The organism is Geodermatophilus chilensis, assembly GCF_002802985.1.
In the GTDB taxonomy this organism is placed as follows: domain Bacteria; phylum Actinomycetota; class Actinomycetes; order Mycobacteriales; family Geodermatophilaceae; genus Geodermatophilus; species Geodermatophilus chilensis.
This window is the reverse complement of sequence record NZ_NVPT01000085.1, coordinates 1-24,273: the sequence shown is the minus strand read 5'-3', so window position 1 is coordinate 24,273 and position 24,273 is coordinate 1. Positions and strand designations below refer to the sequence as shown.

General features: G+C 74.0%; 28 protein-coding genes. 16 read left to right on the top strand and 12 right to left on the bottom strand.

Going from position 1 to position 24,273, the window contains the following annotated elements:
* Positions 1-184: 184 nt before the first annotated feature.
* The 6 genes from CNO22_RS15365 (at position 185) to CNO22_RS15335 (ending at position 4,926) form a co-directional block, all read left to right on the top strand.
* Entirely contained in the window at positions 185-1,477 is a 1,293-nt protein-coding gene (locus CNO22_RS15365; RefSeq protein ID WP_100500198.1) for an MFS transporter, read from the top strand.
* Between the two features lie 165 nt (positions 1,478-1,642).
* Entirely contained in the window at positions 1,643-2,293 is a 651-nt protein-coding gene (locus CNO22_RS15360; RefSeq protein WP_100500200.1) for a trimeric intracellular cation channel family protein, read from the top strand.
* Positions 2,294-2,451: 158 nt separating this feature from the next.
* The gene (locus tag CNO22_RS15355; RefSeq protein ID WP_100500197.1) at positions 2,452-2,802 is read left to right on the top strand and encodes an ArsR/SmtB family transcription factor; all 351 of its coding nucleotides are present in this window, start codon (positions 2,452-2,454) and stop codon (positions 2,800-2,802) included.
* Positions 2,799-3,923 carry an ACR3 family arsenite efflux transporter gene (gene arsB / locus CNO22_RS15350; protein ID WP_100500196.1) on the top strand — a complete coding sequence of 375 codons (1,125 nt, stop codon included), beginning with the start codon at positions 2,799-2,801 and terminating at the stop codon, positions 3,921-3,923. The genes CNO22_RS15355 and arsB overlap by 4 nt, the downstream gene beginning before the upstream one ends.
* Positions 3,924-4,066: 143 nt before the next feature.
* Positions 4,067-4,486: an arsenate reductase ArsC gene (locus tag CNO22_RS15340; protein ID WP_100500195.1), complete on the top strand. Its 420-nt coding sequence runs from the start codon at positions 4,067-4,069 to the stop codon at positions 4,484-4,486.
* On the top strand, positions 4,486-4,926 hold the full coding sequence (locus CNO22_RS15335; RefSeq protein ID WP_100500194.1) for an arsenate-mycothiol transferase ArsC: 441 nt from the start codon (positions 4,486-4,488) through the stop codon (positions 4,924-4,926). Before CNO22_RS15340 ends, CNO22_RS15335 begins: the two co-directional genes overlap by 1 nt.
* Here the strand turns inward: CNO22_RS15335 and CNO22_RS15330 are convergent.
* On the bottom strand, positions 4,913-6,166 hold the full coding sequence (locus CNO22_RS15330) for an MFS transporter (protein ID WP_100500193.1): 1,254 nt from the start codon (positions 6,164-6,166) through the stop codon (positions 4,913-4,915). The genes CNO22_RS15335 and CNO22_RS15330 overlap by 14 nt on opposite strands.
* Positions 6,156-7,589 (bottom strand): FAD-dependent oxidoreductase, encoded by a 1,434-nt coding sequence (locus tag CNO22_RS15325; protein WP_100500192.1) that lies wholly within the window; start codon positions 7,587-7,589, stop codon positions 6,156-6,158. Before CNO22_RS15325 ends, CNO22_RS15330 begins: the two co-directional genes overlap by 11 nt.
* A gap of 103 nt (positions 7,590-7,692) precedes the next feature.
* Here CNO22_RS15325 and CNO22_RS15320 point away from each other — a divergent pair, with 103 nt between their 5' ends.
* A complete protein-coding gene (locus CNO22_RS15320; protein ID WP_100500191.1) occupies positions 7,693-8,055 on the top strand; it encodes an ArsR/SmtB family transcription factor in 363 nt (120 codons plus the stop codon).
* 87 nt (positions 8,056-8,142) lie between these two features.
* On the opposite strand, the gene CNO22_RS15315 is transcribed toward CNO22_RS15320, so the two are convergent.
* The gene (locus CNO22_RS15315) at positions 8,143-8,643 is read right to left on the bottom strand and encodes a hypothetical protein (protein WP_100500190.1); all 501 of its coding nucleotides are present in this window, start codon (positions 8,641-8,643) and stop codon (positions 8,143-8,145) included.
* Between the two features lie 138 nt (positions 8,644-8,781).
* On the opposite strand from CNO22_RS15315, the gene CNO22_RS15310 reads away from it, so the two are divergent.
* Both CNO22_RS15310 and CNO22_RS15305 read left to right on the top strand, forming a co-directional pair.
* Positions 8,782-9,054, top strand: a complete 273-nt coding sequence (locus tag CNO22_RS15310; protein ID WP_100500189.1) for a YciI family protein — start codon at positions 8,782-8,784, stop codon at positions 9,052-9,054.
* A 99-nt stretch (positions 9,055-9,153) separates the two neighbouring features.
* Positions 9,154-9,549, top strand: a complete 396-nt coding sequence (locus CNO22_RS15305) for a hypothetical protein (protein ID WP_100500188.1) — start codon at positions 9,154-9,156, stop codon at positions 9,547-9,549.
* 66 nt (positions 9,550-9,615) lie between these two features.
* Here CNO22_RS15305 and CNO22_RS15300 read toward each other — a convergent pair whose 3' ends face one another.
* Complete coding sequence (locus CNO22_RS15300; protein ID WP_100500187.1) at positions 9,616-9,909, bottom strand: hypothetical protein; 294 nt, start codon at positions 9,907-9,909, stop codon at positions 9,616-9,618.
* Between the two features lie 220 nt (positions 9,910-10,129).
* On the opposite strand from CNO22_RS15300, the gene CNO22_RS15295 reads away from it, so the two are divergent.
* Positions 10,130-10,333 (top strand): cold-shock protein, encoded by a 204-nt coding sequence (locus tag CNO22_RS15295; protein WP_091939089.1) that lies wholly within the window; start codon positions 10,130-10,132, stop codon positions 10,331-10,333.
* 68 nt (positions 10,334-10,401) lie between these two features.
* Here CNO22_RS15295 and CNO22_RS15290 read toward each other — a convergent pair whose 3' ends face one another.
* A complete protein-coding gene (locus CNO22_RS15290) occupies positions 10,402-10,854 on the bottom strand; it encodes a hypothetical protein (RefSeq protein WP_100500186.1) in 453 nt (150 codons plus the stop codon).
* Between the two features lie 78 nt (positions 10,855-10,932).
* Between CNO22_RS15290 and msrB the strand changes: the two genes are divergently transcribed.
* Positions 10,933-11,355, top strand: coding sequence for a peptide-methionine (R)-S-oxide reductase MsrB (gene msrB, locus CNO22_RS15285; protein WP_100500199.1), 423 nt, complete (start codon positions 10,933-10,935; stop codon positions 11,353-11,355).
* Between the two features lie 244 nt (positions 11,356-11,599).
* On the opposite strand, the gene hemQ is transcribed toward msrB, so the two are convergent.
* The 3 genes from hemQ to hemE form a co-directional block, all read right to left on the bottom strand.
* Positions 11,600-12,316, bottom strand: a complete 717-nt coding sequence (gene hemQ, locus CNO22_RS15280; RefSeq protein WP_100500185.1) for a hydrogen peroxide-dependent heme synthase — start codon at positions 12,314-12,316, stop codon at positions 11,600-11,602.
* 287 nt (positions 12,317-12,603) lie between these two features.
* Positions 12,604-13,989 (bottom strand): protoporphyrinogen oxidase, encoded by a 1,386-nt coding sequence (gene hemG / locus CNO22_RS15275; protein WP_100500184.1) that lies wholly within the window; start codon positions 13,987-13,989, stop codon positions 12,604-12,606.
* On the bottom strand, positions 13,986-15,053 hold the full coding sequence (hemE, locus tag CNO22_RS15270) for a uroporphyrinogen decarboxylase (protein WP_100500183.1): 1,068 nt from the start codon (positions 15,051-15,053) through the stop codon (positions 13,986-13,988). Before hemE ends, hemG begins: the two co-directional genes overlap by 4 nt.
* Before the next feature lie 72 nt (positions 15,054-15,125).
* Between hemE and CNO22_RS15265 the strand changes: the two genes are divergently transcribed.
* The 4 genes from CNO22_RS15265 (at position 15,126) to CNO22_RS15250 (ending at position 20,564) form a co-directional block, all read left to right on the top strand.
* Positions 15,126-15,755: a DUF3000 domain-containing protein gene (locus CNO22_RS15265; protein WP_100500182.1), complete on the top strand. Its 630-nt coding sequence runs from the start codon at positions 15,126-15,128 to the stop codon at positions 15,753-15,755.
* 125 nt (positions 15,756-15,880) lie between these two features.
* Entirely contained in the window at positions 15,881-17,137 is a 1,257-nt protein-coding gene (locus tag CNO22_RS15260) for an HRDC domain-containing protein (RefSeq protein ID WP_100500181.1), read from the top strand.
* A gap of 125 nt (positions 17,138-17,262) precedes the next feature.
* A complete protein-coding gene (locus tag CNO22_RS15255; RefSeq protein ID WP_100500180.1) occupies positions 17,263-18,483 on the top strand; it encodes a thiolase family protein in 1,221 nt (406 codons plus the stop codon).
* Positions 18,480-20,564, top strand: coding sequence for a 3-hydroxyacyl-CoA dehydrogenase NAD-binding domain-containing protein (locus CNO22_RS15250; protein WP_100500179.1), 2,085 nt, complete (start codon positions 18,480-18,482; stop codon positions 20,562-20,564). Before CNO22_RS15255 ends, CNO22_RS15250 begins: the two co-directional genes overlap by 4 nt.
* 94 nt (positions 20,565-20,658) lie before the next feature.
* On the opposite strand, the gene CNO22_RS15245 is transcribed toward CNO22_RS15250, so the two are convergent.
* From CNO22_RS15245 to CNO22_RS15230, 4 genes are all read right to left on the bottom strand, one after another.
* Positions 20,659-20,937, bottom strand: a complete 279-nt coding sequence (locus tag CNO22_RS15245) for a thiamine-binding protein (RefSeq protein ID WP_100500178.1) — start codon at positions 20,935-20,937, stop codon at positions 20,659-20,661.
* Positions 20,934-22,850 (bottom strand): 1-deoxy-D-xylulose-5-phosphate synthase, encoded by a 1,917-nt coding sequence (gene dxs, locus CNO22_RS15240; RefSeq protein WP_100500177.1) that lies wholly within the window; start codon positions 22,848-22,850, stop codon positions 20,934-20,936. Before dxs ends, CNO22_RS15245 begins: the two co-directional genes overlap by 4 nt.
* A gap of 105 nt (positions 22,851-22,955) precedes the next feature.
* Positions 22,956-23,315, bottom strand: coding sequence for a hypothetical protein (locus CNO22_RS15235; protein WP_100500176.1), 360 nt, complete (start codon positions 23,313-23,315; stop codon positions 22,956-22,958).
* Between the two features lie 141 nt (positions 23,316-23,456).
* A complete protein-coding gene (locus CNO22_RS15230; protein WP_100500175.1) occupies positions 23,457-23,684 on the bottom strand; it encodes a DUF4177 domain-containing protein in 228 nt (75 codons plus the stop codon).
* 212 nt (positions 23,685-23,896) lie between these two features.
* On the opposite strand from CNO22_RS15230, the gene CNO22_RS15225 reads away from it, so the two are divergent.
* Entirely contained in the window at positions 23,897-24,256 is a 360-nt protein-coding gene (locus CNO22_RS15225) for a hypothetical protein (RefSeq protein ID WP_100500174.1), read from the top strand.
* The last annotated feature ends 17 nt before the right edge of the window (positions 24,257-24,273 follow it).

Genomic DNA, 24,273 nt, shown 5'->3' with positions numbered 1-24,273 from the left:
CATTGCTTGCGTAATCAATAGAGGTAGTTGCTTATATATAGTAGCAGCATGAGCGTCTTGGTAGTGGTTGCATACATGGCTGTTGATGGAATTGCAGTGCGCCCCCCGAGATCTACGCGTAGGTAGTCGCCGGCAGCGTCAGATGTGCATCCGAGAAAGACCCCGCCCCGCAGAGGAGCCAGCCATGACCACACTCGCCCCACCGGTCGAGCAGAAGCGCACGAAGACCATCGTCGGAACGGGCGTCGGCAACGCGCTCGAGTGGTTCGACTGGAACATCTACGCCATCTTCGCCACCTTCTTCGCCGCCCAGTTCTTCAGCGGCGAGAACAAGATCTCGGCACTGCTGGCCACCCTCGCGGTGTTCGCCGTCGGCTTCGTCGCACGCCCCTTCGGTGGCTTCCTGTTCGGGTGGATCTCCGATCGTCGGGGCCGGCGAGCGGCGATGACCCTCTCCGTCGCGTTGGCCGCCGGCGGCAGCTTCGCCATCGGTCTGTCGCCGACCTACGAGTCCATCGGCGTCGGCGCCTCGCTGATCCTGCTCACCGCCCGCCTGGTGCAGGGGCTGGCCCACGGCGGTGAGCTGCCCTCCGCCCAGACCTACCTGTCCGAGGTGGCGCCCCGGGAGAAGCGCGGGCTCTGGGCGAGCCTCATCTACGTCTCCGGGACCATGGGCGTCATCGTGGGCACCGGGATGGCCGCCGTCCTCACCGCCGTGCTCGACGACCAGCAGATGACCGCGTGGGGCTGGCGCATCCCGTTCATCATCGGCGGCTTCTTCGGGCTCTACGCCCTGGTCATGCGGCGCCGCCTCGACGAGACGGAGGCCTTCCAGCAGGAGGTCGGCAACGCGCCCGCGACCCGCCAGGAGCCCATGTGGCGGACCATCCTGCGCCACCGCAAGCAGGCGCTGCTGGTCATCGGGATGACCGTCGGCGTCACGATCGTGTACTACGCCTGGGCGATCTCCGCTCCGCAGTACGCCATCAGCACCCGCGGCATCGACCCCACCAGTGCGTTGTGGGCCGGTGTGCTGGCCAACCTGGTCTTCATCGCGGCCCTGCCGGTGTGGGGCGCGATCTCCGACCGCATCGGCCGCAAGCCCGTCCTGCTCATCTGCGTCCTCGGCCTGGCCGTGACCGCGTTCCCGCTCAACGCGCTGATCGGCGACAGCGCCGTGCGCCTGGGCATCGCCATGTCGCTGGCGCTGATCCTGATCGCCGGGCCCGCGGCCATCGTGCCGGCCGTCTACGCCGAGCTCTTCCCCACCCGGATCCGCACGGTCGGTGTCGGGGTGCCCTACTCCATCGCCGTCGCGACGTTCGGCGGCACGGCTCCGTACCTGCAGACGTGGCTGGGCGAGACGTTCGGGCCGTCCTGGTTCAACGGCTACGTCATCGTGATGCTGCTGATCTCGGCGATCGCGATCGCGTCCGCCCCGGAGACCAGGGGACGGGACCTCACCGGCATGCACTGACCGGCCCCGTCGTCGTGGTGGCGGCCCCGCTCCGCCACCACGACGACGCTCGCCGCACGGAGCGGCGCACCGGCCGCCCTGCCCGTCAGGGCATCGTGACGGGCAGGAACGGCACCACGCGGCTCCCGGCGCGGGCAGCGTGCGGCACAGGGCGAGGGGATGGACATGACCGGCCAGATGACGTTGCTCCTGGTCCTGGACCTGGTCGGCACGTTCGCCTTCGCGCTCAACGGTGCGCTGACCGCCGTGCGCGCCGCCGACCTCGACATCGTCGGCGTCGTCGCCCTCGCCATGACGACGGCGCTCGGTGGCGGGATCGTCCGCGACATCATCCTCGACGACCTGCCGCCGGCCACGTTCAGCGACTGGCGGTACCTCCTCGTCGCTGCAGCCGGCGGTCTGCTCGCGTTCACCGTCGCGCGCCACCAGGAGCGACTCCGCACGCCGGTCACCGTGCTGGACGCCGCCGGGCTGAGCCTCTTCGCGGTCACCGGGGCCAGCAAGGCCCTGGAGTTCGGGCTCGGCCCGGTCCAGGCCGTCATCCTGGGTGCGCTCACCGGCGTCGGCGGAGGGACACTGCGCGACGTCCTGATCCGGCAGGTCCCCACCGTCCTCACCAGCGAGCTGTACGCCATCCCCGCCCTCCTGGCCGCCGCCGTCACCGTGCTGGCCACTGCCACGGGGGTCTACGGCCTACCCGCCGCGGTGAGCGCCGCGGCCCTCTGCTTCGGCATCCGCCTGCTGGGCGTCCGGTTCGGGCTCAACGCACCCGGACCGCGCACCGAGCCACCACGGCGCACCGAGAGCGGCGACTAGCTCCACGGCGGCGGACCTCGCCGGCCGGAGACGACGGCGAGGACCCGTGGTCGACCGCCCTGTCCCCCGTCGTTCACCCGGTCTTCACCCATCGACGCCTGTCGCATAGATGGCCGTCGTTACCATGGCCGTCCATGGACTCCGACGGAAGAGAGACGATGAGCGGACCCGGCTTCGCCTGCTGCACCCCGTTGACCGGCACCGCGATGGGTGCCGAGCAGGCCGAACAGGTCGCTCCCCTGCTCAAGGCGCTCGCCGACCCCGTGCGCCTGCGCCTGGTCAGCCTGATCGCCTCGTCCGAGGCCGGCGAGGCCTGCGTGTGCGACCTCAACGAGGCCTTCGACCTGACGCAGGCCACGATCAGCCACCACCTCAAGGTGCTGCACTCGGCCGGGATCCTGGACCGCGACAAGCGCGGCGTGTGGGTCTACTACGCCGTGCGCCCCGAGGCGCTCTCGGCCGTGGCGACCCTGTTCACCTCGTCGGCCCTGGCCGGCGCGGGCGCATGAGCGACACCGTCGGCGAGACCGCCCGTCCCGGCACCGGCCTCGATGCCCCGGTCCTCCAGCGCCTCTCCACCCTCGATCGGTTCCTGCCGGTCTGGATCATCGCCGCCATGGCCGCCGGCCTGCTCCTGGGCCGCCTGATCCCCGGCCTCGATGACGCCCTCGATGCAGTCGAGGTCGGTGACGTCAGCCTGCCGATCGCCATCGGGCTGCTCTTGATGATGTACCCGGTGCTCGCCAAGGTCCGCTACTCCGAACTCGACCGGGTGACGGGGGACCGCACGCTGCTGGTCGCGAGCCTGGTGCTCAACTGGCTGATCGGCCCGGCGCTGATGTTCGCCCTGGCCTGGCTGCTGCTGCCGGACCTCCCCGAGTACCGCACCGGCTTGATCATCGTGGGTCTGGCGCGGTGCATCGCCATGGTGTTGATCTGGAACGACCTGTCCTGCGGCGACCGTGAGGCCGCCGCGGTGCTCGTCGCGATCAACTCGGTGTTCCAGATCCTGGCGTTCGCCGCGCTCGGCTGGTTCTACCTCCATGTGCTGCCCGGCTGGCTGGGCCTGTCGACGACGTCGGCCGGGTTCAGCGTGTGGGCGATCGTCCTGTCGGTACTGGTCTTCCTCGGCATCCCCCTCGTCGCCGGCTTCCTCACCCGCACGTTGGGCGAGCGGGCCCGCGGCCGGGACCACTACGAGAGCCGGGTGCTGCCCAGGATCGGCCCGATCGCCCTCTACGGGCTGCTCTTCACGATCGTCATGCTCTTCGCGCTCCAGGGCGATGCCATCACCTCCCAGCCCTGGGACGTCGCTCGGATCGCCCTTCCGCTGCTGGCCTACTTCACCCTGATGTTCGGCGGCTCCTTCCTCCTCGGCATGCGGCTGCGTCTCGGCTACGCCAAGACCACGACGCTGGCCTTCACGGCAGCGGGCAACAACTTCGAACTGGCCATCGCCGTGGCGATCGGCACCTTCGGCGTGACCAGCGGCCAGGCCCTCGCCGGCGTGGTCGGGCCCCTTATCGAGGTGCCCGTCCTCGTGGCCCTCGTCTACGTCGCCCTGGGAGCCGCCCGGCGCTACTTCCCCGGCGACCCGACCGTCCCCGACGCCGTACGGAGCACGCGATGACCCACGAGCACGGGGTCGGCGAGATCCGCGCCATCCGCGATGAGATCGACGCCCGCGTCCGCGCGCTCCTGGCCGAACTCCACCCCACCACCGCGTCCGTGTGAGCCGGGTCCCCCGTCCGACTCCCCACCGAAAGGCCCACCGTGTCCGACAAGCCCAGCGTTCTCTTCGTCTGCGTGCACAACGCCGGCCGCTCCCAGATGGCCGCCGGCTGGCTGCGCCATCTCGCCGGTGACGCCGTCGAGGTGCGCTCGGCCGGCTCCCTCCCCGCCGACCAGATCAATCCCGCTGCCGTCGAGGCGATGGCCGAGGTCGGCATCGACATCACCGACCAGCGCCCCAAGGTCCTCACCACCGAGGCCGTCGAGGCCTCCGACGTGGTCATCACCATGGGCTGCGGCGACGTCTGCCCGGTCTTCCCCGGCAAGCGCTACCTGGACTGGGCACTCGAGGACCCGGCCGGCAAGGGCGTGGAGTCGGTGCGCCCGATCCGCGACGAGATCGGGTCCCGGATCCGTGGCCTGCTCACCGAGTTGGACGTCCACCAGGGCACGGACGCCTGATGGGTGCCCGGCCGAGGGTCCTGTTCGTCTGCGTGGGCAACGCGGGCAAGTCCCAGATGGCGGCCGGCCTCCTGTCCGACCACGTCGGCGACGCCGCCGAGGTCTCCTCGGCGGGCACCGAGGCCAGGGCCGCGCTCAACGCGCTCTCGGTCCGGTCCCTGGCCGAGGTCGGCATCGACATCACCGATCAGCGCCCCGAGCAGCTCACCGACGAGGCCGTCCGCGCTGCTGACCTCGTGGTGGTCCTGGGCTCCGACGCCCGGGTCGACGAAGTCGAGGGCACCCGCGTCACCCGCTGGGTCACCGACGAGCCCTCGGAGCGCGGCATCGAGGGCATCGAGCGGATGCGCCTGGTGCGCGACGACATCGCCGCTCGCGTACGGCAGCTCGCGTCGGACCTCGCGATCGCACCCCGCGGCGACCAGCTCATGCCCGGGTGAGCGTCCGGGGCGCACCTCGCCAGGCCACCGCCGCAGCCACGACGACGAGGCCGGCGAGGATCCCGAAGGCGGCCGCGTAGCTGCCGATCGCCTCGGCCAGAGCGGTGCCCGCCCAGGGCGCCAGCGCCGTCGCTGCGGTGATGGGCGCGGCGAAGAAGCCCGACAGCGTGCCGTAGCGGGCGGTCCCCCATCGGTCGGCGACCGCGGTGGCCTGCAGCAGCGTGCACGCACCGCGCACGGCTCCCAGCGCGACGGCTGCGGCGACCAGGGCGACCGCCGGCCCCTGGAGGGCCCCGAGGAGGCCGATGGCCGAGGCCGCGGCGCCGATCAGGGCCACCGTCCGACCGGTGGGGGTGGTACGCGCGCTCAACGGGCCGTAGAGGATGCGGCCGAGCAGCTGGCCGGCGCCGAGGAGACCGAAGGTGGTCGCGGCGAGCGACGCCGAGAAGCCGCGCCCGGTGAGCAGCGGGATCACCGTGAGGCTGGTCGCGTACAGCCCGAAGGCGGTCAGCGTCAGCGCCGCCGACAGGGCCAGGAACTCCCGGCTGCGCACCTCCCGGGGTACGCGGCGTTCCCGGGGGCGCCCCGCACCGCCGGAGGGCGACTCGGGTGCCCAGGGCGGCGTCAGCGTCACGACGTGCAGCGGGATCGTGACGACGGCCAGCACCACCGCGAGCACCAGGTAGGTCTCCCGCCAGCCGAGGTGCTCGAGGAGCGCGTGCGTCAGCGGCGCGAACAGTGTGCTGGCCAGGCCGGCGACGAGGGTGAGCGCGGTCAGCGCGCGGACGCGGCGGTCCCCGTACCAGCGGGTGAGGGCCCCGAAGGCCGCTTGGTAGAAGACCGCGGCCATCGCTCCTCCGGCGACCAGCCAGGCCGCGAGGAACGCCGCGTAGTTCGGTGCCAGGGCGATGGCGACGACCGACGGGACGGCGAGCAGCGAGCCGCCGGTCATCACCCGCCGCGGGCCGTGGCGGTCGAGCCAGTGCCCCACCGGGATCCCCGCGAGAGCGGAGACCACCAGACCGGCCGAGAAGGCCGCGGTGGCCGCGGTCGCCGACCAGCCGGTGTCGGCGGTGATCGACGCCAGGGCGACCGGGAACGCGTAGTAGAGGACGCCCCAGCTGGTGATCTGGGTGACGGACAGCCCCACCAGGGCCCGGCGCGGCGAGTGCCCGGGAGCCGGGACGCCCGCCACGGCGCCGGCGTCCCGTGCGGCCGCGGACGGCGGGTCAGCCGTCACAGGAGGGCGACGAGGCGGCAACCGGTCGCGGCGCCGTCCCGCAGCAGCTGCCGGCGGCCGGCTCCTCGCCCGACCAGCCGTGCTGCGAGCCGGTGGCGAAACCGACTCTCCCGCTGCCCTGGCCGGCGCCCTCGGCGGACTCGGTCGCCTCGCGGTCGCCGAGGGCGGTCGAGCACACCCCGGTCGCGGGCAGCGCGAGCTCGACGCGCTCAGCGGCGGCGGTGTCGCCGGCCAGGGCCGCGGCTATCGAGCGCACCTGCTCGTAGCCCGTCGCGAGCAGGAACGTCGGCGCCCGGCCGTAGGACTTCGTGCCCACGACGAAGAAGTTCTCGTCGGGGTGCGCGAGCAGGGCCGCGCCGTGCGGCGGGACGGTGCCGCAGGAGTGGGAGTTGGGGTCGATCAGCGGGGCCAGGCGCGCCGGGGCCTCGACGGCAGGGTCCAGGTCCAGGCGGACCTCCCGCAGCATCTCCAGGTCGGGACGGAAACCCGTGGCGGCGACCACCGCGTCGACCTGCAGGCTCACCGCAGCACCGTCGCGGCCGGTTCCCGCCACGGCGACCCGTCCGTCGCCGTCGGCCGGGGCGGTCAGCGACCCGATGGTGAACTCGCGGATCAGCCTGATCGCGCCACCGGACACGGCGGCCCTGAGCGTCGAGCCGAGCAGGCCCCGGGCGGGCAGACCGTCGGCGTCTCCCCCGCCGTAGAGGCGCGCCGGGGAACGACCGCGGATCGCCCAGGTGATCTCCGTGCCCGATTCCTCCTCCCGCACCTGCACCAGCGCGAGCAGCGTGTTGGCCGCCGAGTGGCCCATGCCCACGACGAGCGTGTGCTTCCCCGCGAAGCGCTCGCGGTCGGCGCCGAGCACGTCGGGCAGCGGCCCGGCCAGCCACGCACTCACCCGGTCCTCGCCGATGGCCGGCAGGCCGGCGGCGCCCAGCGGGTTGCTCCTCCCCCAGGTGCCCGAGGCGTCGAGCACCGCCCGCGCCGGGATGTCGGTGACCTGGCCGTCAGCGACGGCCCGCACGACGTAGGGCCGACCCGCGCGGCCGACCGTCCGGGTCTTGTCGACGCCCTCCCGGGTCACCGCCAGCACCCGCGTGCCGGTGCGGATGCGCCCGGCCAACTCGGGGGTGGCCGCCAGCGGTGCCAGATAGGACTCGACGAGCTCCGCTCCGGTCGGCAGCGCGTCGCGGTCGGGCGACTCCCACCCCTGCGCCTCGAGCAGGCGCAGGGCCGCGGCGTCGACGTCGTACTCCCACGGCGAGAACAGCCGGACGTGGCCCCACTGCCGGATCGCGGCACCCACCTGGTCGCCGGCTTCGAGGACCAGGGGCTCGAGACCGCGCTCGAGCAGATGCGCGGCTGCCGCCAGCCCGACCGGACCGGCGCCGATCACCACGACCGGGAGCTCGGTGGTCGCCATGCGTGCCATCGTGACCAGCTCCTGAACACTTCGACGGGCGTCTATGGCAACAACGTAACAACATCGGCTGTTGTCAGCAACCCGGGCATGTCATACTCGGGCCATGCGCCGGGACCTCGACGTCCGACTCCTCGACCCCGAGGCGTCCACCTCGGCCGCCGACCGGGCCCGCCTCCTCGCCCCCCAGCTCAAGGCGCTGTCGGACCCGAACCGGTTGCACCTGCTGCTGCTCCTGGCCGAGGGCCCGCGCTCGGTCCGCGAGCTCACCGAGCTCAGCGGCATGGGCCAGACCCTCGTCAGTCACCACCTCGCTCCTCTGCGCGAGCAGGGCCTGGTCACCGTCACGCCCCAGGGCCGCAGCAACGTCTACTCGATGTGCTGCGAGGCCCTCGCCGGGCCGGTCAGGCTGCTGGCCACCCTCGCCGCCCTCACGCCCGAAGGCGCCGAGGCCTGCTGCGCGCCCTGACCTGCGACGAGCAGGTGGGTGCACCGGCGAGCCGACCGCACGCCCACCGGGTGCGCGCGGCTCCCGAGCCACCGGCCGGGCCCCGGCTCAACCGCTGCCCGCCCGCCCGAGCTCGTCGTTGAGCTGCACGGCCCGGCGGAGCGCCCGGCGGCGGCGCACGCCCCAGACGCCCGCGGCGATCCACACCGCGACGGTGAACCAATCGACGTCGAAGCCCTCGCCCGAGGCGATCCGGAAGACCAGCAGGCCGAGTGCGGTGGTCGCCCACACGATGACGAGCACGACCACCACGCCGCGGGTGCGCGGGTTGCGCGGCAGCCGGAGCTGCTCCTGGTCCAGGAGCTCGCGGGCCCACTCGACGGCGGCCCGTCGCAGCCGCGGGTCGGGCAACCGCAGCCCGCGCGGGACGTCGGTCGCGACCCGCGCCGCCTCCCCTGCCGACAACCCGTGCCGGCGGACCAGGTCCCGCCACGGGTCCGGCTCCGCACCCGGGCGCAGCCTCGACCAGTACGGCCGGCGCGCGACCCACCACGCGAGCAGGGGCAGGCCCACGGCGATCACCAGGACGGCGATCAGCGACGTGGTCACCCACAGACCCTGCCCCGCGGCCCCCGGTCCGGCAGCGGCCCGTCACCCGTCCGCGTGACGCCGCCCCCGGCCGGTCGCGCACCGTGACCGCGCACCGGACCCCCCGGCGGGCGCCCGGCCGGGCCAGGATGCCCGGCCATGAAGTACGTGATGACCTACCGGGCGGTCGAGGACTTCCTGCCACTCGCCCAGGAGAGCTACCCGGCCCACTCGGCGCGGGTCGACGAGTTCGCCCGCCGCGGCGACCTGCTGATGGTCGGCGCCTTCGACGAGCCGATGAACGGCGAGGCGATGGGCGTGTTCACCACCCGGGAGGCCGCCGAGGAGTTCATCGCCGGCGACCCGTTCGTCCTCAACGGCGTGGTCGCCTCCTGGACGGTGCGGCCCTGGCACGAGGTGCTGCAGCCCTGAACGGTCACCCGGACGGGTGACGGTCCTCCGCGCGGACGACGCCTGTTCTCCTGACGTGCCGTTGAGGCGGTGTCCGGTCCACGACGGAGGAGGTGCACGGTGCGGATCTCGTTCCTCGTCTACGGCGTGCTCTACGTCGTCGTCGAGATCGTCGGCGCCCAGATCGAGGCGATCGGCTGGCCGCAGCTGACCGCGCTGGACGTCGCCACCGCGGTGGCCAACGCCTGCCTGGCCGTGGCCGTCGGCATCGCCGTCCTCGTCGGGATGGACGTCGGCGGTCGCCGGTGGCACCGCTCGGTGGTGGCCTGGCGCGAGGAGCGCGCCCGGCTCGATGCGGAGTCGTGGGACGAGCCCGGGACGATCACCGTGTCCTCCTGGCGCGCCGAGCCGCCGGCCCTGCCGGCCGGCCGCCCGTGGGAGCCGGCCCCCGGCGGCGACTACGCCGTCCCCCCGCGCGGCCGCCCCTTCCCGGAGGACCCCGGCCGGCTGCTCTGACGGCGGTTCGCGCACGCGTCGCCGACCCGCGCGATGCGCGGCAGCGGTGCGTGCACACGGTGCGCCTCAGCCGGCGAGCATCGCGGCCTTGAGGCCCAGGTCGTGGACGGCGGCCACGGCGGCACCGCCACGGCGGATCGCCCTGGCCAGCGACACGGCGTCGGCCGGGCCCGGCCGCGGGCCGGCGGCGCCCGCGACCAGCCGCCGGACCTCGTCCGCCGCGGCACCTGCGGCGTCCGGGCGCAGGTACACCCGGCCCTCCTGCTCCAGCCGCTCGGCGAGGTCGGCGTCGAGGTCGGCCTCGGCGAGGTCCTCGACGTCGAGCAGGACGATCGGGTCGGTGGAGAGCGTGCCGGTCATGGGGGGAGTCCGTTCCGTGCGAGGCCGGGTCCGTCCCGGCAGGAACGACCATCCGGTCCGCTCCTCAGCGCCCCCACGAGGAAGCCGCACGATCACCGCAAGATCCGACGCGGTCGCCCCAGCGCCCCACCGGACCGGTTCGGCGACTAAGGTCGTCGGCGTCGGGAAGGCCCTGCGCACTGGCAGGACCCCGATGCACCACCTCAGCTAGGAGCGAGCAATGCCCGAAGGAACTGTCAAGTGGTTCAACGCGGAGAAGGGGTTCGGCTTCGCCACCCCTGACGGTGGCGGACCGGACGTGTTCGTCCACTACTCAGCCATCCAGTCCAGCGGGTACCGCTCGCTCGACGAAGGCCAGCGGATCTCGTTCGACATCGAGCAGGGCCAGAAGGGCCCGCAGGCGGCGAACGTCAACCCGCTCTGATCTCCTGATCAGTCGCAGCGCCCCCGTCCGGCTCAGCCGGGCGGGGGCGCTGTCGTTCCGGCCGGACCTCAGCGGGCCCGCGGCACGTACCCCCCGATGAGCGCGGACATGAGCAGCGCGCCGTCGTCCGGCCCGACCGCGTCCGCCGCGTCGGCGAAGGCCCGCCACCGGGCGCGCTCCACGTCGGTCGGTGCGTTCTCCGCCCGGGCGGTGAGCTGCTCGAGCAGCCGGTCCCACTCCCCCTGCGGCGTCGGCCAGAGCCCGGCCAGTCGCCGCGCCTCGGCCGAGATCCCGGTGAACCGCACGATCTCGCCCGCGTAGTTGGTCAGCGCCTCGACGTAGCCCGCCGACACCAGCGCCCGCGCCGCCGCCGCGACCTCCGGCTTGGGCAGCCCGCTCGCCGGCACCACCTGGCCCAGGTACGGGTTGCCGCCGTACTCGGGCCCGTCGACCAGGCGGGCGATCGCGCGCAGCACCGGCAGGTCGCGGGTGAACCAGACGTCGTCGAGGAGCTCGGGCACCGGACCAGTCTCCGCCGGGTGCGGCGCCGCGCCGCCACCCGGGTCGTCCGGTGGCCGGTGGCTCGTACCGTTGAGCCCATGACGACGTCCGCGGAGAACCAGCCGAAGGTCACCAGGAGCGACGAGGAGTGGCGGGCGCAGCTGTCGCCCGAGGAGTACGCCGTCCTCCGCCAGGCCGGCACCGAGCGGCCGTGGACCGGGGAGTACGTCGACACCAAGGCCCAGGGCGTGTACAGCTGCCGCGCCTGCGGGGCCGAGCTGTTCCGGTCGGAGACGAAGTTCGACTCCCACTGCGGCTGGCCGTCGTTCTACGAGCCGTCGTCCGCCGACAACGTGGTGCTCCGCGAGGACCGCAGCCACGGGATGGTGCGCACCGAGGTCCTGTGCGGCACCTGCCACAGCCACCTCGGCCACGTCTTCGACGACGCCCCGCAGACCCCGACCGGCGACCGCTACTGCATCAACAGCGTCTCGATCCGCCTGGAGCCCGCGCAGGGCTGAACCGCGTCGAGATGCGCCTGAGGGCGGTCACCCCGGTGGAGGTGACCGCCCTCAGGCGCATCTCGATGACGTCAGCACGTCATAGATGCGCTGCCGCAGCGAGTGGCGGGTTGCCGTGGTCTCGCCAGCTCGAAGACCACGACAACTCGCCGATGGACGTGTCATGCAATGGATCTGACCAGACTTCGTCAGTGAGACGGCGCTCAGCACCCGTGGTGCCGTCAAGCCGCGACTGCACCGGGCGTCAGGGCAGGTCGGCGACGAGCTCCGCGACCGGCTTGCGGACGCCGGTGTAGAACGGCACCTCCTCGCGGACGTGCCGCCGGGCGCGGCTGGCCCGCAGGTCGCGCATGAGGTCCACGATGCGGTGCAGCTCGTCGGCCTCGAAGGCCAGCATCCACTCGTAGTCGCCGAGGGCGAACGCGGCGACGGTGTTGGCGCGGACGTCGGGGTACCCGCGGGCCTGCATGCCGTGCTCCTTGAGCATGTCCCGACGCTCCTCGTCGGGCAGCAGGTACCACTCGTAGGACCGCACGAAGGGGTAGACGCACGCGTAGCGGCGCGGCTCCTCGTCGGCGAGGAACGCCGGGATGTGGCTGCGGTTGAACTCGGCGGGCCGGTGCAGCGCCATCTGCGACCACACGGGCTCCAGGTGCCGGCCCAGCGCGGTGCGGCGCAGCCGGGTGTAGGCCTCCTGCAGCGCCTCGGGCGTCGAGGAGTGCCACCAGACCATGAGGTCGGCATCGGCCCGCAGGCCGCTGACGTCGTAGGTGCCGCGGACGACGACGTCCTTGCCGGCGAGCTCGTCGAGCAACCCCTGCACCTCGTCGGCGACGGCGGTGCGCTGCTCCTCCCCCAGGGGGTGGGCGAGCCGGAACACCGACCACATCGTGTAGCGGATGGTGGCGTTCAACTCGTTCGCCCGCTTGCCGATGCTGCGCTGGTCGGTCTGCTCGCTCATGTCCCCCATCATCCCCCGCGGCCGGTACGACGCCGCCGCCCGCCCCGGGGAGGACGGACGGCGGTGGGACGCGTCAGCGGGCGGCCGAGCCGGTCTCCCGGCGGTCCCGGACGGACGCGCTGTGGGCGTCGCGGCAGTCGTCGCAGGCGGCCATCCACACGTGGTGGCGCAGGCAGCGGACCGGTCGGTGTACGGGTCGGACGGGGTGGTGCACGGAACTCACTGCAGACCCAACGACCCCGGCCCCGGCCCCATGCCCCGGGCCCACCGTGGCGTCGGCCACGGGCTCACAGCAGCGCGTCGACGGCGGCGTACGCGTCCCGGATGCACGCCGGCACGCCCACGCCGCGGAACGCCGCCCCGGCGACCGCCAGCCCCGGCACCGCGCTGACGGCCGCGCGGACGGCGTCCACCCGCTCCTCGTGGCCGACCAGGTACTGCGGCAGCCCGCCACCCCAGCGGACGACGCGGGTCGCCACCGGCTCGGGCCGGGACAGCTGCAGCAGGTCGGCGACGTCGGCGACCACGGCGGCGGCGAGGTCGTCGTCGTCCCGCTGGAGCTGGTGCTCGTCGCGGAACCGGCCCACCGACGAGCGCACCAGCAGGTGCCCGCCGTCCAGGTGCGGCCACTTGCGCGAGGAGACGGTGACGCCCTTGACCAGCCGGCCGGTCACGGGGGGCACGAGCAGCCCGGACCCGGCGGCCACCTCCTGCGCCGGGAACGCCATGGCGACGACGGCCATCGACGCGTACGGGATGCCCTGCAGCGGCTCGACCGCCCCCGGCGCGACCCCGGCCAGCAGCCGGGCGGCCTTGGGCGCCGGCGCGGTCACCAGGACGGCGTCCGCGCTCAGCCGCTCGGGCACGTTCGCCCGGCCGACCGACAGCTCGAAGCCCGACGGCGTCCGCACCAGGCCGTGCGCCGGGGTGCGCAGCCGGACCTCGGCGCCCGAGGCCGCGACCAGCGCGGCGGGCAGCGAGCCGATGCCCTCGGCGACGGTCACGAACACCGGGCTGCCCGCGTCGAAGCGGCTGCGCGCCCCGGCGTCGCGGGCGGCGGCCGCCGCACCCAGCACGGAGCCGGCGGTGGGCAGGTGCGCGGCCAGCTGCGGCATGGTCGCGGCCAGCGACAGCTCGTCGGCCCGGCCGGCATAGACGCCGCCGAGCAGCGGCTCGACCAGCCGGTCGACGACCTCGTCGCCGAGCCGCGCGCGCAGCAGGGCACCGACCGCGACGTCGTGGCTGGAGAGGTCGCCGTCCAGCGTCAGCGGCGGCAGGTCGGCCTCGGCGGCCACCCGCGCCACGCCGTCCGGCGTCAGCACGCCGTCGAGCCCCTCGGCCGATGCCGGGACACCGAGCACGGTGCCGGCCGGCAGGGGGTGCCGGCCGTCGGGCAGCACCACCGCCGCCTGCGTGGTGGCCGGCGCGACCAGCCGGTCGGCCAGGCCCAGCCGCTCGACCAGCTGCACCGCCTCGGGCACCCGCGCGAGCATCGCCTCGGGGCCGGTGTCGTACCAGTGCCCGGCCAGCTCGACGCGGTCCAGCTTGCCGCCGATCCGGTCGCCGGCCTCCAGGACGACGACCTCGTCGTCCGGGCGCCGCCGGTGCCACTCGAACGCGGCGGCCAGGCCGGTGATCCCGGCCCCGACGACGACCAGCCGGCGCGGGCTCATCGGGCCGAGAGCTCGTGCACCAGCTCGACGACGTGCCTGAGCACCCCGGGGTCGGTCTCGGGCAGCACGCCGTGACCCAGGTTGAACACGTGCCCGCGGGCGGCGCGGCCCTGCTCGACGACCCGGCGCACCTCGCGGTCCACGGTGGCCCGGTCGGCGAGCAGGACGGCGGGGTCGAGGTTGCCCTGCAGCGAGCGCTGCGGGCCCACCCGGCGGGCGGCCTCCTCCAGCGGCACCCGCCAGTCGACACCGACGACGTCGGCCCCGGCGTCCCCGATCAGCGGCAGCAGCTCGCCGGTGCCGACGCCGAAGTGGATGCGCGGCACGTCCCGATCGCCGAGGGCGTCGAACACCGCCCGGGAGTGCGGCAGCACCCGCTCGGCGTAGTCGGCCGCCGACAGCACGCCGGCCCAGGAGTCGAACAGCTGCACGGCCGAGGCGCCGGCGTCCACCTGGGTGTTCAGGAAGGTGGCCGCCGAGATCGCGAGCCGGTCCAGCAGCCGGCCCCAAGCCTCCGGCTCGGCGTACATGAAGGCCTTGGTGCGGGCGTGCTCCTTGGAGGGGCCGCCCTCGATCAGGTAGGTGGCCAGGGTGAACGGCGCGCCGGCGAAGCCGATCAGCGGCGTCGTCCCCAGCTCGGCGACCAGCCGGCGGACGGCGGTGGCGAGGAAGGCCAGCCGGTCGGGCTCCAGCGGCGGCAGCGCGTCGACGTCGGCGACGCTGCGCACCGGGCTCGCGATCACCGGCCCGACCCCGGGCTTGATGTCGATGTCGACACCGGCCACGACCAGCGGCAGCACGATGTCGGAGAAGAGGATCGCGGCGTCCACCGCGTGCCGACGCACCGGCTGCAGGGTGATCTCGGTGACCAGGTCGGGGTCCTGGCAGGCCTCGAGCATCCGGGTGCCGGCGCGCAGCGCCCGGTACTCCGGCAGCGAGCGGCCGGCCTGGCGCATGAACCACACCGGGGTGCGCCGCACCGGCAGGCCGCGGGCGGCCCGGACCAGGTCCGAGTCGGCGGGAGAGGACGCGGGGGTCGGCGCAACGTCGGCAACGGCGGTCACGACGTCCCATCCTCCCAGAACCCACGCGGCGCGTCGGCGGCGCGGGGCGGTCCTGCGACCTACCCTGCGAACGTGGAGCCTTCCAGCCTGGCCGGTGTCGGCCACGGCGCGGACCGAGCCGGCGACGAGCCACCGGCGGAGTTCCGCGCTGCCCTGGAGGCGCTGGCCCGCGTGACCGCCCGCCCCGAGATCGTCCTGGAGGCCATCCCCGCCCCCCAGCGGCTGGCGCCCCACGCGTTCGCCATCGGCGCGCTGGTCACCGAGCCCGACGGCGACGAGGAGGTCGAGGTCGCCAGCGGACGGTTCATCGTGCTGCACGACCCCGCCGGCCACGAGGCCTGGGCCGGCACCACCCGCTGCGTCGGCTACCTGTCGGCCACCACCGACGAGCACATGGTCGACGACGCGATGTTCTCCGAGGTCGCCTGGAGCTGGCTGACCGACGCCCTCGAGGAGTGCGGCGCCGCGTCGCACGCCCTCGGCGGCACCGTCACCCGCACCGCCTCGACCCGGTTCGGCGAGCTGGCCGGCCCCGAGCACTCGGTCGACGTCGAGATCCGCGCGTCCTGGACGGCGGAGGACACCCACCTCGACCGACACCTCACCGCGTGGCTGGACGTGCTGGGCAGCGCGGCCGGGCTGCCGCCGCCCGGCGTCCGGCTGCTGGGTCCCTCCGGGCCACAGGGGGACGGGACTCTCTAACATCGGTGTCCCGGGGGTGTGCGACGCCCCCGCGCCGGCGCCCCTCTCCCGGGGCCTGCTGCGGCTCCCGCCGCGGAACCGCGCGCTGACCACGCTGTCGAGACGGGCGAGAAGGTGGACCTGCCCTGAGCACCCAGCCCATCCCTGTACAGCCCCTGCCTGCGCCGGACGAGGAGCCGACCGCTCCCCTGGCGATCCCCCTGCTCGCCCCGCGCGACGGGCTGCCCCCGGTCATCGAGACCTCCACCGCGCTGGTCGGGTACGCCGAGGCGCTGGCCGCCGGCAGCGGCCCGGTCGCGGTCGACGCCGAGCGCGCCTCCGGCTACCGCTACGGCCAGCGGGCCTACCTGGTGCAGCTGCGCCGCGCGGGTGCGAGCACCGGGCTGATCGACCCGATCCCGCTGCCGGACCTCTCGGTCGTGCAGTCGGCCATCGTGGACGCCGAGTGGGTGCTGCACGCGGCCAACCAGGACCTGCCCTGCCTGGCCGAGATCGGCCTGGTGCCCACCCGCGTCTTCGACACCGAACTCGCCGCCCGGCTGGCCGGGCTGCCGCGGGTGGGGCTGGGCGCCGTCGTCGAGTCGCTGCTGGGGTACTCGCTGCAGAAGGGCCACTCCGCCGCCGACTGGAGCACCCGCCCGCTGCCCCAGGAGTGGCTGGTCTACGCCGCGCTGGACGTCGAGGTGCTCGTCGACCTGCGGGACGCGCTGGCCGCGATCCTCGAGGAGCAGGGCAAGACCGAGTGGGCGCGGCAGGAGTTCGAGGCGATCCTCGCCGCCGGGCCGCCCGCGCCCAAGGCCGACCCCTGGCGGCGGACGTCGGGGGTGCACGGGCTGCGCAACCGGCGGCAGCTGGGCATGCTGCGCTCGCTGTGGCAGGCCCGCGACGAGCTGGCCCGCCGCCGCGACGTCGCCCCGGGGCGGGTGCTGCCCGACGCGGCGATGGTCTCCGCGGTGCAGGCCGACCCACGCACCGAGGCCGCGCTGCTGGAGCTGCCGGTCTTCCGCGGCCGGGCCAACCGCAAGCTCGTCGGCACCTGGTTCGGGGCGCTGGCCCGCGGCCGGGAGCTGCCGGAGTCCGAGCTGCCCCTGCACAGCCGGCCCGGCGACGGCCCCCCGCCGGTGAACCGCTGGGCCGACCGCGACCCGGCCGCCGCCACCCGGCTGCAGGCCGCCCGTGCCGGGCTGGCCGAGCTGGCCGCCACGCACGCGCTGCCGGTCGAGAACCTGCTCTCCCCCGACCTGGTGCGCCGGCTGATGTGGACCCCGCCCGAGCCCCGGGACGCCGAGACCGTGGCCGCGACGCTGCGGGCCGGCGGCGCCCGCGAGTGGCAGGTCGAGCTGACCCGCGACCTGCTCACCGACGCGCTCAACCGCGCCTAGCGAGCCACCCCTCCCGGCGACTGCCGCCGCCGAGTGACGCGCCGCCCTTGGTCCTCCGGTTACCCACGGGTAACTTGATCGGCGCCGTGCCGTACCGGCCGGTACCGATCTGCTGCGGAGGTCCTGTGTCATCTGGAGAGCGGCGGCCACGCTGGCTGCGTGAGGTCGTCTTCGTCGACGGCGTACGCACCCCCTTCGGCAAGGCCGGCCCGAAGGGCGTCTACGCCGAGACCCGCGCCGACGACCTGGTCGTGCGCGTGATCCGCGAGCTGCTGCGGCGCAACCCGTCGCTGCCGGCCGACCGCGTCGACGAGGTCGCCATCGCCGCGACCACGCAGGTCGGCGACCAGGGCCTGACCATCGGCCGCACCGCCGCGCTGCTGGCCGGGCTGCCGAAGTCGGTGCCCGGCTACGCCATCGACCGGATGTGCGCCGGCGCGATGACCGCGGTGACCACGACCGCGTCGGGCATCGCCTTCGGCGCCTACGACGTCGCCATCGCCGGCGGCGTCGAGCACATGGGCCGCCACCCGATGGGCGAGGGCGCCGACCCGAACCCGCGGTTCTTCAGCGAGAAGCTCGTCGACGGCTCCGCGCTGGTCATGGGCTCCACCGCCGAGAACCTGCACGACCGCTTCCCCCACCTGACCAGGGAGCGCGCCGACGCGTTCGCCCTGGCCAGCCAGCAGAAGTACGCCAAGGCCGTCGCCAACGGGCAGATCGGCCCCGAGCTGGTCACCGTCTCCACCCGCTCGGCCGAGCAGGGGTGGGGGCTGGCCACCGTCGACGAGCCGCCGCGACCGAACACCTCCCTCGAGGGGCTGGCGACGCTCAAGACACCGTTCCGCCCGCACGGCAACGTGACGGCCGGCAACGCGGCGGGGCTCAACGACGGCGCCACCGGCTGCATCCTCGCCGCCGAGGAGGTCGCGCTCGAGCTGGGCCTGGACGTCGGCATGCGGCTGGTCGGCTACGGCTTCGTGGGCGTCGAGCCCGAGGTGATGGGCGTCGGCCCGGTCCCCTCGACCGAGCGCGCGCTGGCCCGCACCGGCCTGACCATCGAGGACATCGGGCTGTTCGAGCTCAACGAGGCCTTCGCCGTCCAGGTGCTGGCCTTCCTGGACCACTTCGGCATCGCCGACGACGACCCGCGGGTCAACCCGTGGGGCGGCGCGATCGCCGTCGGCCACCCGCTGGCCTCCTCCGGCGTCCGGCTGATGACGCAGCTGTCGCGGCAGTTCGCCGAGCGGCCCGACGTCCGTTACGGCCTGACCGCCATGTGCGTGGGCCTGGGCATGGGCGCCACCGTGATCTGGGAGAACCCGAACTGGGAGGGCACCGAATGAGCGCGACGTTCGAGGACGAGGTCGTCACCGCCGCCAAGGTCCGCTACCTGCGGGTGCCCGGGCTGGCCGGCGAGATCGCCCTGATCACCCTGGACAACGGTCACGACCACACCCGCCCGTCCACCTTCGGCCGCGGTGGGCTGGCGTCCCTGGACGCCGCGCTCGACGAGATCGCCGCCCACACCCCGGCACCCGCGGCGATCGCGGTCACCGGCAAGCCGTTCGTCTTCGCCGTCGGCGCCGACCTCTCCGGCGTCCCCTCGATCACCTCGGCGGCCGACGCCCGGGAGATCGCCGAGACCGGCCACCGGGTGTTCCGGCGGCTGAAGGATTCGACGGTCCCGACGTTCGCCTTCGTCAACGGCGCGGCGCTCGGCGGCGGCCTGGAGCTGGCGCTGCACTGCCACCACCGCACGATCGCCACGACCGCCGTCGTCGCCTTCCCCGAGGCGTTCCTCGGCCTGGTGCCCGGCTGGGGCGGCACGCAGCTGCTGCCGAACCTGATCGGCATCGACCCGGCGGTCACCGTGATCGTCGAGAACGCGCTGGCCCAGAACAAGGTGACGCCGGGCCCGAAGGCGGCGGAGCTCGGCATCGCCGACGCGCTGTTCGAGCCGGCCGACTTTCTCGAGCGCTCGCTCGAGTGGGCCGTGGGCGTCCTGAACGGCGACGTCGCCGTCTCCCGGCCCGAGGTCGACCGCACGGCGTGGGACGACGCCATCGCCCGTGCGCGGGCGATCGTCGCCGGTCGCACCCGCAACGCCTCCCCGGGCGCGCTGCGGACCGTCGATCTCCTGGACCTGGCCCGCGACGGCGTGGACGGCGAGGCCTTCACCGCCGGCACCGCGGCCGAGGACGACGCCCTGGCCGACCTGCTGATGAGCGACGAGCTGCGGGCGAGCCTCTACGCGTTCGACCTGGTCACCAAGCGGGCCAAGCGGCCGGCCGGCGCGCCGGACAGGAAGCTCGCCCGGAAGGTGACCAAGGTCGGCGTCGTCGGCGCGGGTCTCATGGCCTCGCAGCTCGCACTGCTGTTCGTCCGCCGGCTCGAGGTGCCCGTCGTTCTCACCGACATCGACCAGGCCCGCGTCGACAAGGGCGTGGCCTACGTGCACGGCGAGCTCGACAAGCTGGCCGTCCGCGGCCGGCTGTCGGCGGACAAGCTGAACCGGCTCAAGGGACTGGTCACCGGGGCGCTGGACAAGGCCGCCTTCGCCGACGCCGACCTCGTCATCGAGGCCGTCTTCGAGGAGATGTCGGTCAAGCAGCAGGTGTTCGCCGAGGTGGAGGCCGTCGTCTCCCCCGAGTGCGTGCTGGCGACCAACACCTCGGCGCTGTCGGTGTCGGAGATGGCCTCCAAGCTCGAGCACCCCGAGCGCGTCGTGGGCCTGCACTTCTTCAACCCGGTCGCCGTCCTGCCGCTGCTGGAGGTGGTGCGCGCCGAGCAGACCGACGACGCCGCGCTGGCCACCGCGTTCGCCGTCGGGAAGGCGCTGCGGAAGAGCTGCGTGCTGGTCGCGGACGCCCCGGCGTTCGTGGTCAACCGGCTGCTCACCCGCTTCCTCGGCGAGGTCACCGCCGCCGTGGAGCAGGGGACGCCGATCGCCGCGGCCGACCGCGCGCTGGACCCGCTGGGCCTGCCGATGACGCCGTTCGAGCTGCTCACGCTCGTCGGCCCGCCGGTGGCGCTGCACGTGGCCGAGCGGATGCACGAGGCCTTCCCCGACCGGTTCGCCGTCGGCGAGGGGCTGCGGAGGATGGTCGAGCTGGGCAAGTCGTCGGTGTACTCGGAGCCCGGCGTCGTCAACGCCGACCTCGCCGGCATCGACTCCGGCGACTCGCCGCTGACCGAGGAGCAGGTGCGCGAGCGGGCCGTCGAGGCGCTGGCCCAGGAGATCCGGCTGATGCTCGACGAGGGCGTCGTCCAGGCGGTGCAGGACATCGACCTGTGCATGATCCTGGGCGCCGGCTGGCCGTTCTGGCTGGGCGGGATCTCCGCCTACCTGGACCGCGCCGGCGTCTCGGAGAAGGTGACCGGCTCCCGGTTCCTGCCGAAGGGCGTGGCCTCCCTGCCCGCCTGACGGGCGATTTCCGCGGAAATCGCCGTCACCGGAACGGCCCGGACCCCGCGCGGGGTCCGGGCCGTTCGCCGTCTCAGCGGACCTCGCCGCCGGGTCACCGGAACTTGTGGGTGAGGCTCTCCATCGTGCGGTTCACGGAGGCGATCTTGACGTGCGAGAGCCCGCTCGTCGCGCCGGCCGCCAGCATCGCCTCGTGGGCCGCGCGAAGCGTCGCCCAGACGGCGTCGTCGTCCCCCTCGAGGGTCGTGCCGAGGGCACCCACCTCGTAGCGGAGGCCGGAGGACTGGATGACCCGGACCGCCGCCTCGACGTACGCGTGCGGGTCGTCTGGCGTCCCGGCCGGCGAGGGGGCGACCTGGATCTCGGCTATCACGGCCGCTCCTCGACCGCCTCGGCGACGCTGCCCTCGGTGCGCTCGGCGAGTACCGCCGTCCACTCGGCGATCCGCCGGGCGACGTCCTGCTCGGTGAGGCCGGCGTCGGCCAGCACCTGGCCGACGCTGCCGTGCTCGAGGAAGGCCTGCGGCAGGCCGACCGAGCGCAGCGGGACGTCGATCCCACGGTCCTGCAGCGCCTGGGTCAGCGTGGTGCCCACGCCGCCGGCCCGGCCGCCGTCCTCGACGGTGATCACCAGCCGGTGGGCGGCCGCGAGGTCGACCAGCTCGGCGGAGACCGGCAGCACCCAGCGCGGGTCGACGACGGTCACCTCGATGCCGTGGTCGGCGGCGCGCTCGGCGGCGGCCAGGCACATCGGGACCATCGAACCGACGGCGACCAGCAGCACCTCCCGCTGCTGCCCGCGGCGGAGCACGTCGACCGGGCCGCGCCGCTCCAGCGCCGGGACGTCGACCGGCGGGGTCCCCTTGGGGAACCGGACGACGCTCGGCCCGTCGGTCACCTCGACCGCCTCGCGCAGCGCCTCCCGCAACGTCGGCTCGTCGCGCGGCGCGGCCAGCCGCAGCCCGGGGACGACGGAGAGGATCGACATGTCCCACATGCCGTTGTGCGAGGCGCCGTCGCTCCCGGTGACCCCGGCGCGGTCCAGGACGACGGTGACCGGCTGGCGGTGCAGCGCGACGTCCATGAGCAGCTGGTCGAACGCCCGGTTGAGGAAGGTCGAGTAGACCGCGACCACCGGGTGCAGCCCGCCCATCGCCAGGCCGGCGGCCGAGGTGAGCGCGTGCTGCTCGGCGATGCCGACGTCGTAGGTGCGCTCCGGGAAGCGCTCGGCGAAGGCGGCCAGGCCGGTCGGGTGCAGCATCGCCGCGGTGATCGCGACGACGTCGGAGCGCTCGGCGCCGATGCGCACCAGCTCGTCGGAGAAGGCCGTCGTCCAGTCGCGGCCGGCGCTGGCGGCGCTGGCCCCGCTGTCGGGGTCGAAGACCCCGGTGGCGTGCCAGGCGTCGATCTGGTCGGTCTCGGCCGGCGGGTAGCCGAAGCCCTTGGTGGTGACCGCGTGCACGATGACCGGCCCGCCGAAGGACCGGGCCCGGCGCAGCGCGGACTCCATCGCCCGGATGTCGTGCCCGTCGACCGGGCCGAGGTACTTCAGGCCGAGGTCCTCGAACATGCCCTGCGGCGAGAGGACGTCCTTGAGGCCCTTCTTGATGGCGTGCAGCGCGTCGTAGAGCGCCGAGCCCACCACCGGGGCGCGGTTCAGCGTGTGCCGCACCTGCAGCAGCGCCTGCTCGTAGCCCGGGCGCAGCCGCAGCGTCGCCAGCGCGTCGGCGACCCCGCCGATCGTGGGCGAGTAGGAGCGGCCGTTGTCGTTGACGACGATGACCACCGGGCGGTCCTGGGCGCCGGCGATGTTGTTCAGCGCCTCCCAGGCCATGCCGCCGGTGAGCGCACCGTCGCCGATGACGGCGACCACGGGACGCTGCTCGCCGCGGACGGCGAAGGCCTTGGCCAGCCCGTCGGCGTAGGACAGGGAGGTGGAGGCGTGGCTGTTCTCCACCCAGTCGTGCTCGCTCTCGGCGCGGCTCGGGTAGCCGGAGAGGCCGTCGCGCTGGCGCAGTCTCGCGAAGTCGTCGACGCGGCCGGTGAGCATCTTGTGCACGTAGGTCTGGTGGCCGGTGTCGAAGACGATCGGCTCGCGCGGGGAGTCGAAGACGCGGTGCAGGGCGATGGTCAGCTCCACCGCACCGAGGTTGGGCCCGAGGTGCCCGCCGGTCTTGGCGACGCTGGTGACCAGTGCGTCGCGGATCTCGGCAGCGAGTGCCGGCAGCTGGTCGGCCGGGAGCGCCTTCAGGTCATCGGGGCTGTGGAGCGATCGCAGGAGCGACACGAGGGGGGTGCGTCCTCTCCATCGGCGGCAGGTGCGGCGTCGCGACGGCCGCCGACCCACTGTAACCGCGTGCACGCGGCCCTTCCGGGCGAGCGCAGGCCGTCCCTACAGCCGCGGTACCCAGCGCTCACCGCGCAACGCACCGGCGACCACGTCCACCCCGCGGGCGGCCGACACCAGCCGGGCACCCTCGCGCTCGTACGCGGCGATCGCCGCCTCCATCGCGTCGGCCGGCAGGTCGTCGGCCAGCTCCACCCGGACCGTGCGCCAGCCCGCGCGGGCCGCCTCGAGCCCGGCAGCGACGTGGTCGCGGGCGAAGCGGGCCAGCAGGACCGGGTAGCGGCGCAGCACCTCGTGCGCCCGGTAGTCCGGTGGGACCAGGTCGAACAGCCAGGCCACGGCGGTGTGCTCCCAGTCGGGGGCACCGGGCGGCCGCACGGCGGCGGGCCAGCCCGGCGGCAGCATCGCATCCACCGCACCAGTCTGCCGCACCGATCGAACGGGCGTTCGATCCACCGCGCTGGTCAGCGGCGAGCTCGGCGATCTCGCCCGGCCCCGCCGGCCCCCCTGCAGCGTCCCGGAGTGACGGGGCAGGGGGGTCCTCTTTCAGGAGGTGGGGCGCTTGAGCCAGAACTGCTCGAAGCCCCACGTGCCCGCGCCGCTGGAGTGGTAGCTCACCAGCTCCCAGCCCTCGCTGCCCAGCCGGTTGAGCACCGAGCTGGTGTCACCGGACTGACGCTCCAGCTGCCCGCCGGGGAGCTTGACGCTCACCCCTGCCCGCTGCGACTGCGCGTCGTTGGCCGTGATGACCGAGGCGTACTCCCAGGTGGTCACGAGCAGTCACCGTAGTCGGTCCCCTCCTCTTCCCACGGACCGGCCGACCGATCCCGTCGGGACCCTTCCGTCACGGCGCCACCCGGGTTACCGTCACCTTGCGCGGCCACCCGAACGCTCTGCGTGTGCGGACCGGAGTGCCGCCCTCCCTGGGCTCCACGCCCGACCCCCGTCCGCCACCTGCCGCACGCACCGCCGAGGGGACCACCCGCATGCTCCGCCTGTCGCGCCCGCACCCCGAGGGAGTCCGCTCGCCCCGGATCGCGACGACCGCCCTCGGGATGCTCTCCTTCGTCGGCATGGCCGCCGGGCTGGGCGCCATCGCGGCCGACGACGGCGGGGTGTCCGGACCGGGCACCACGGCCGTGCACAGCGCGGTCGGCGGGTCCGGCAGCGGCGTCGGGGACGCCGTGCGGGCCGGGGAGGTCGGCGACGCCATCCGCGCCGGGGAGATCGGGGACGCCGCGCGCGCCCACGAGATCGGCGACGCGACCCGCACCTGTTCCTTAAACACAGTTTACCCTGCCGACGAATACATACATATATGTCTACATAGTACACGTACCATTTAAAATACAAATTATCTATA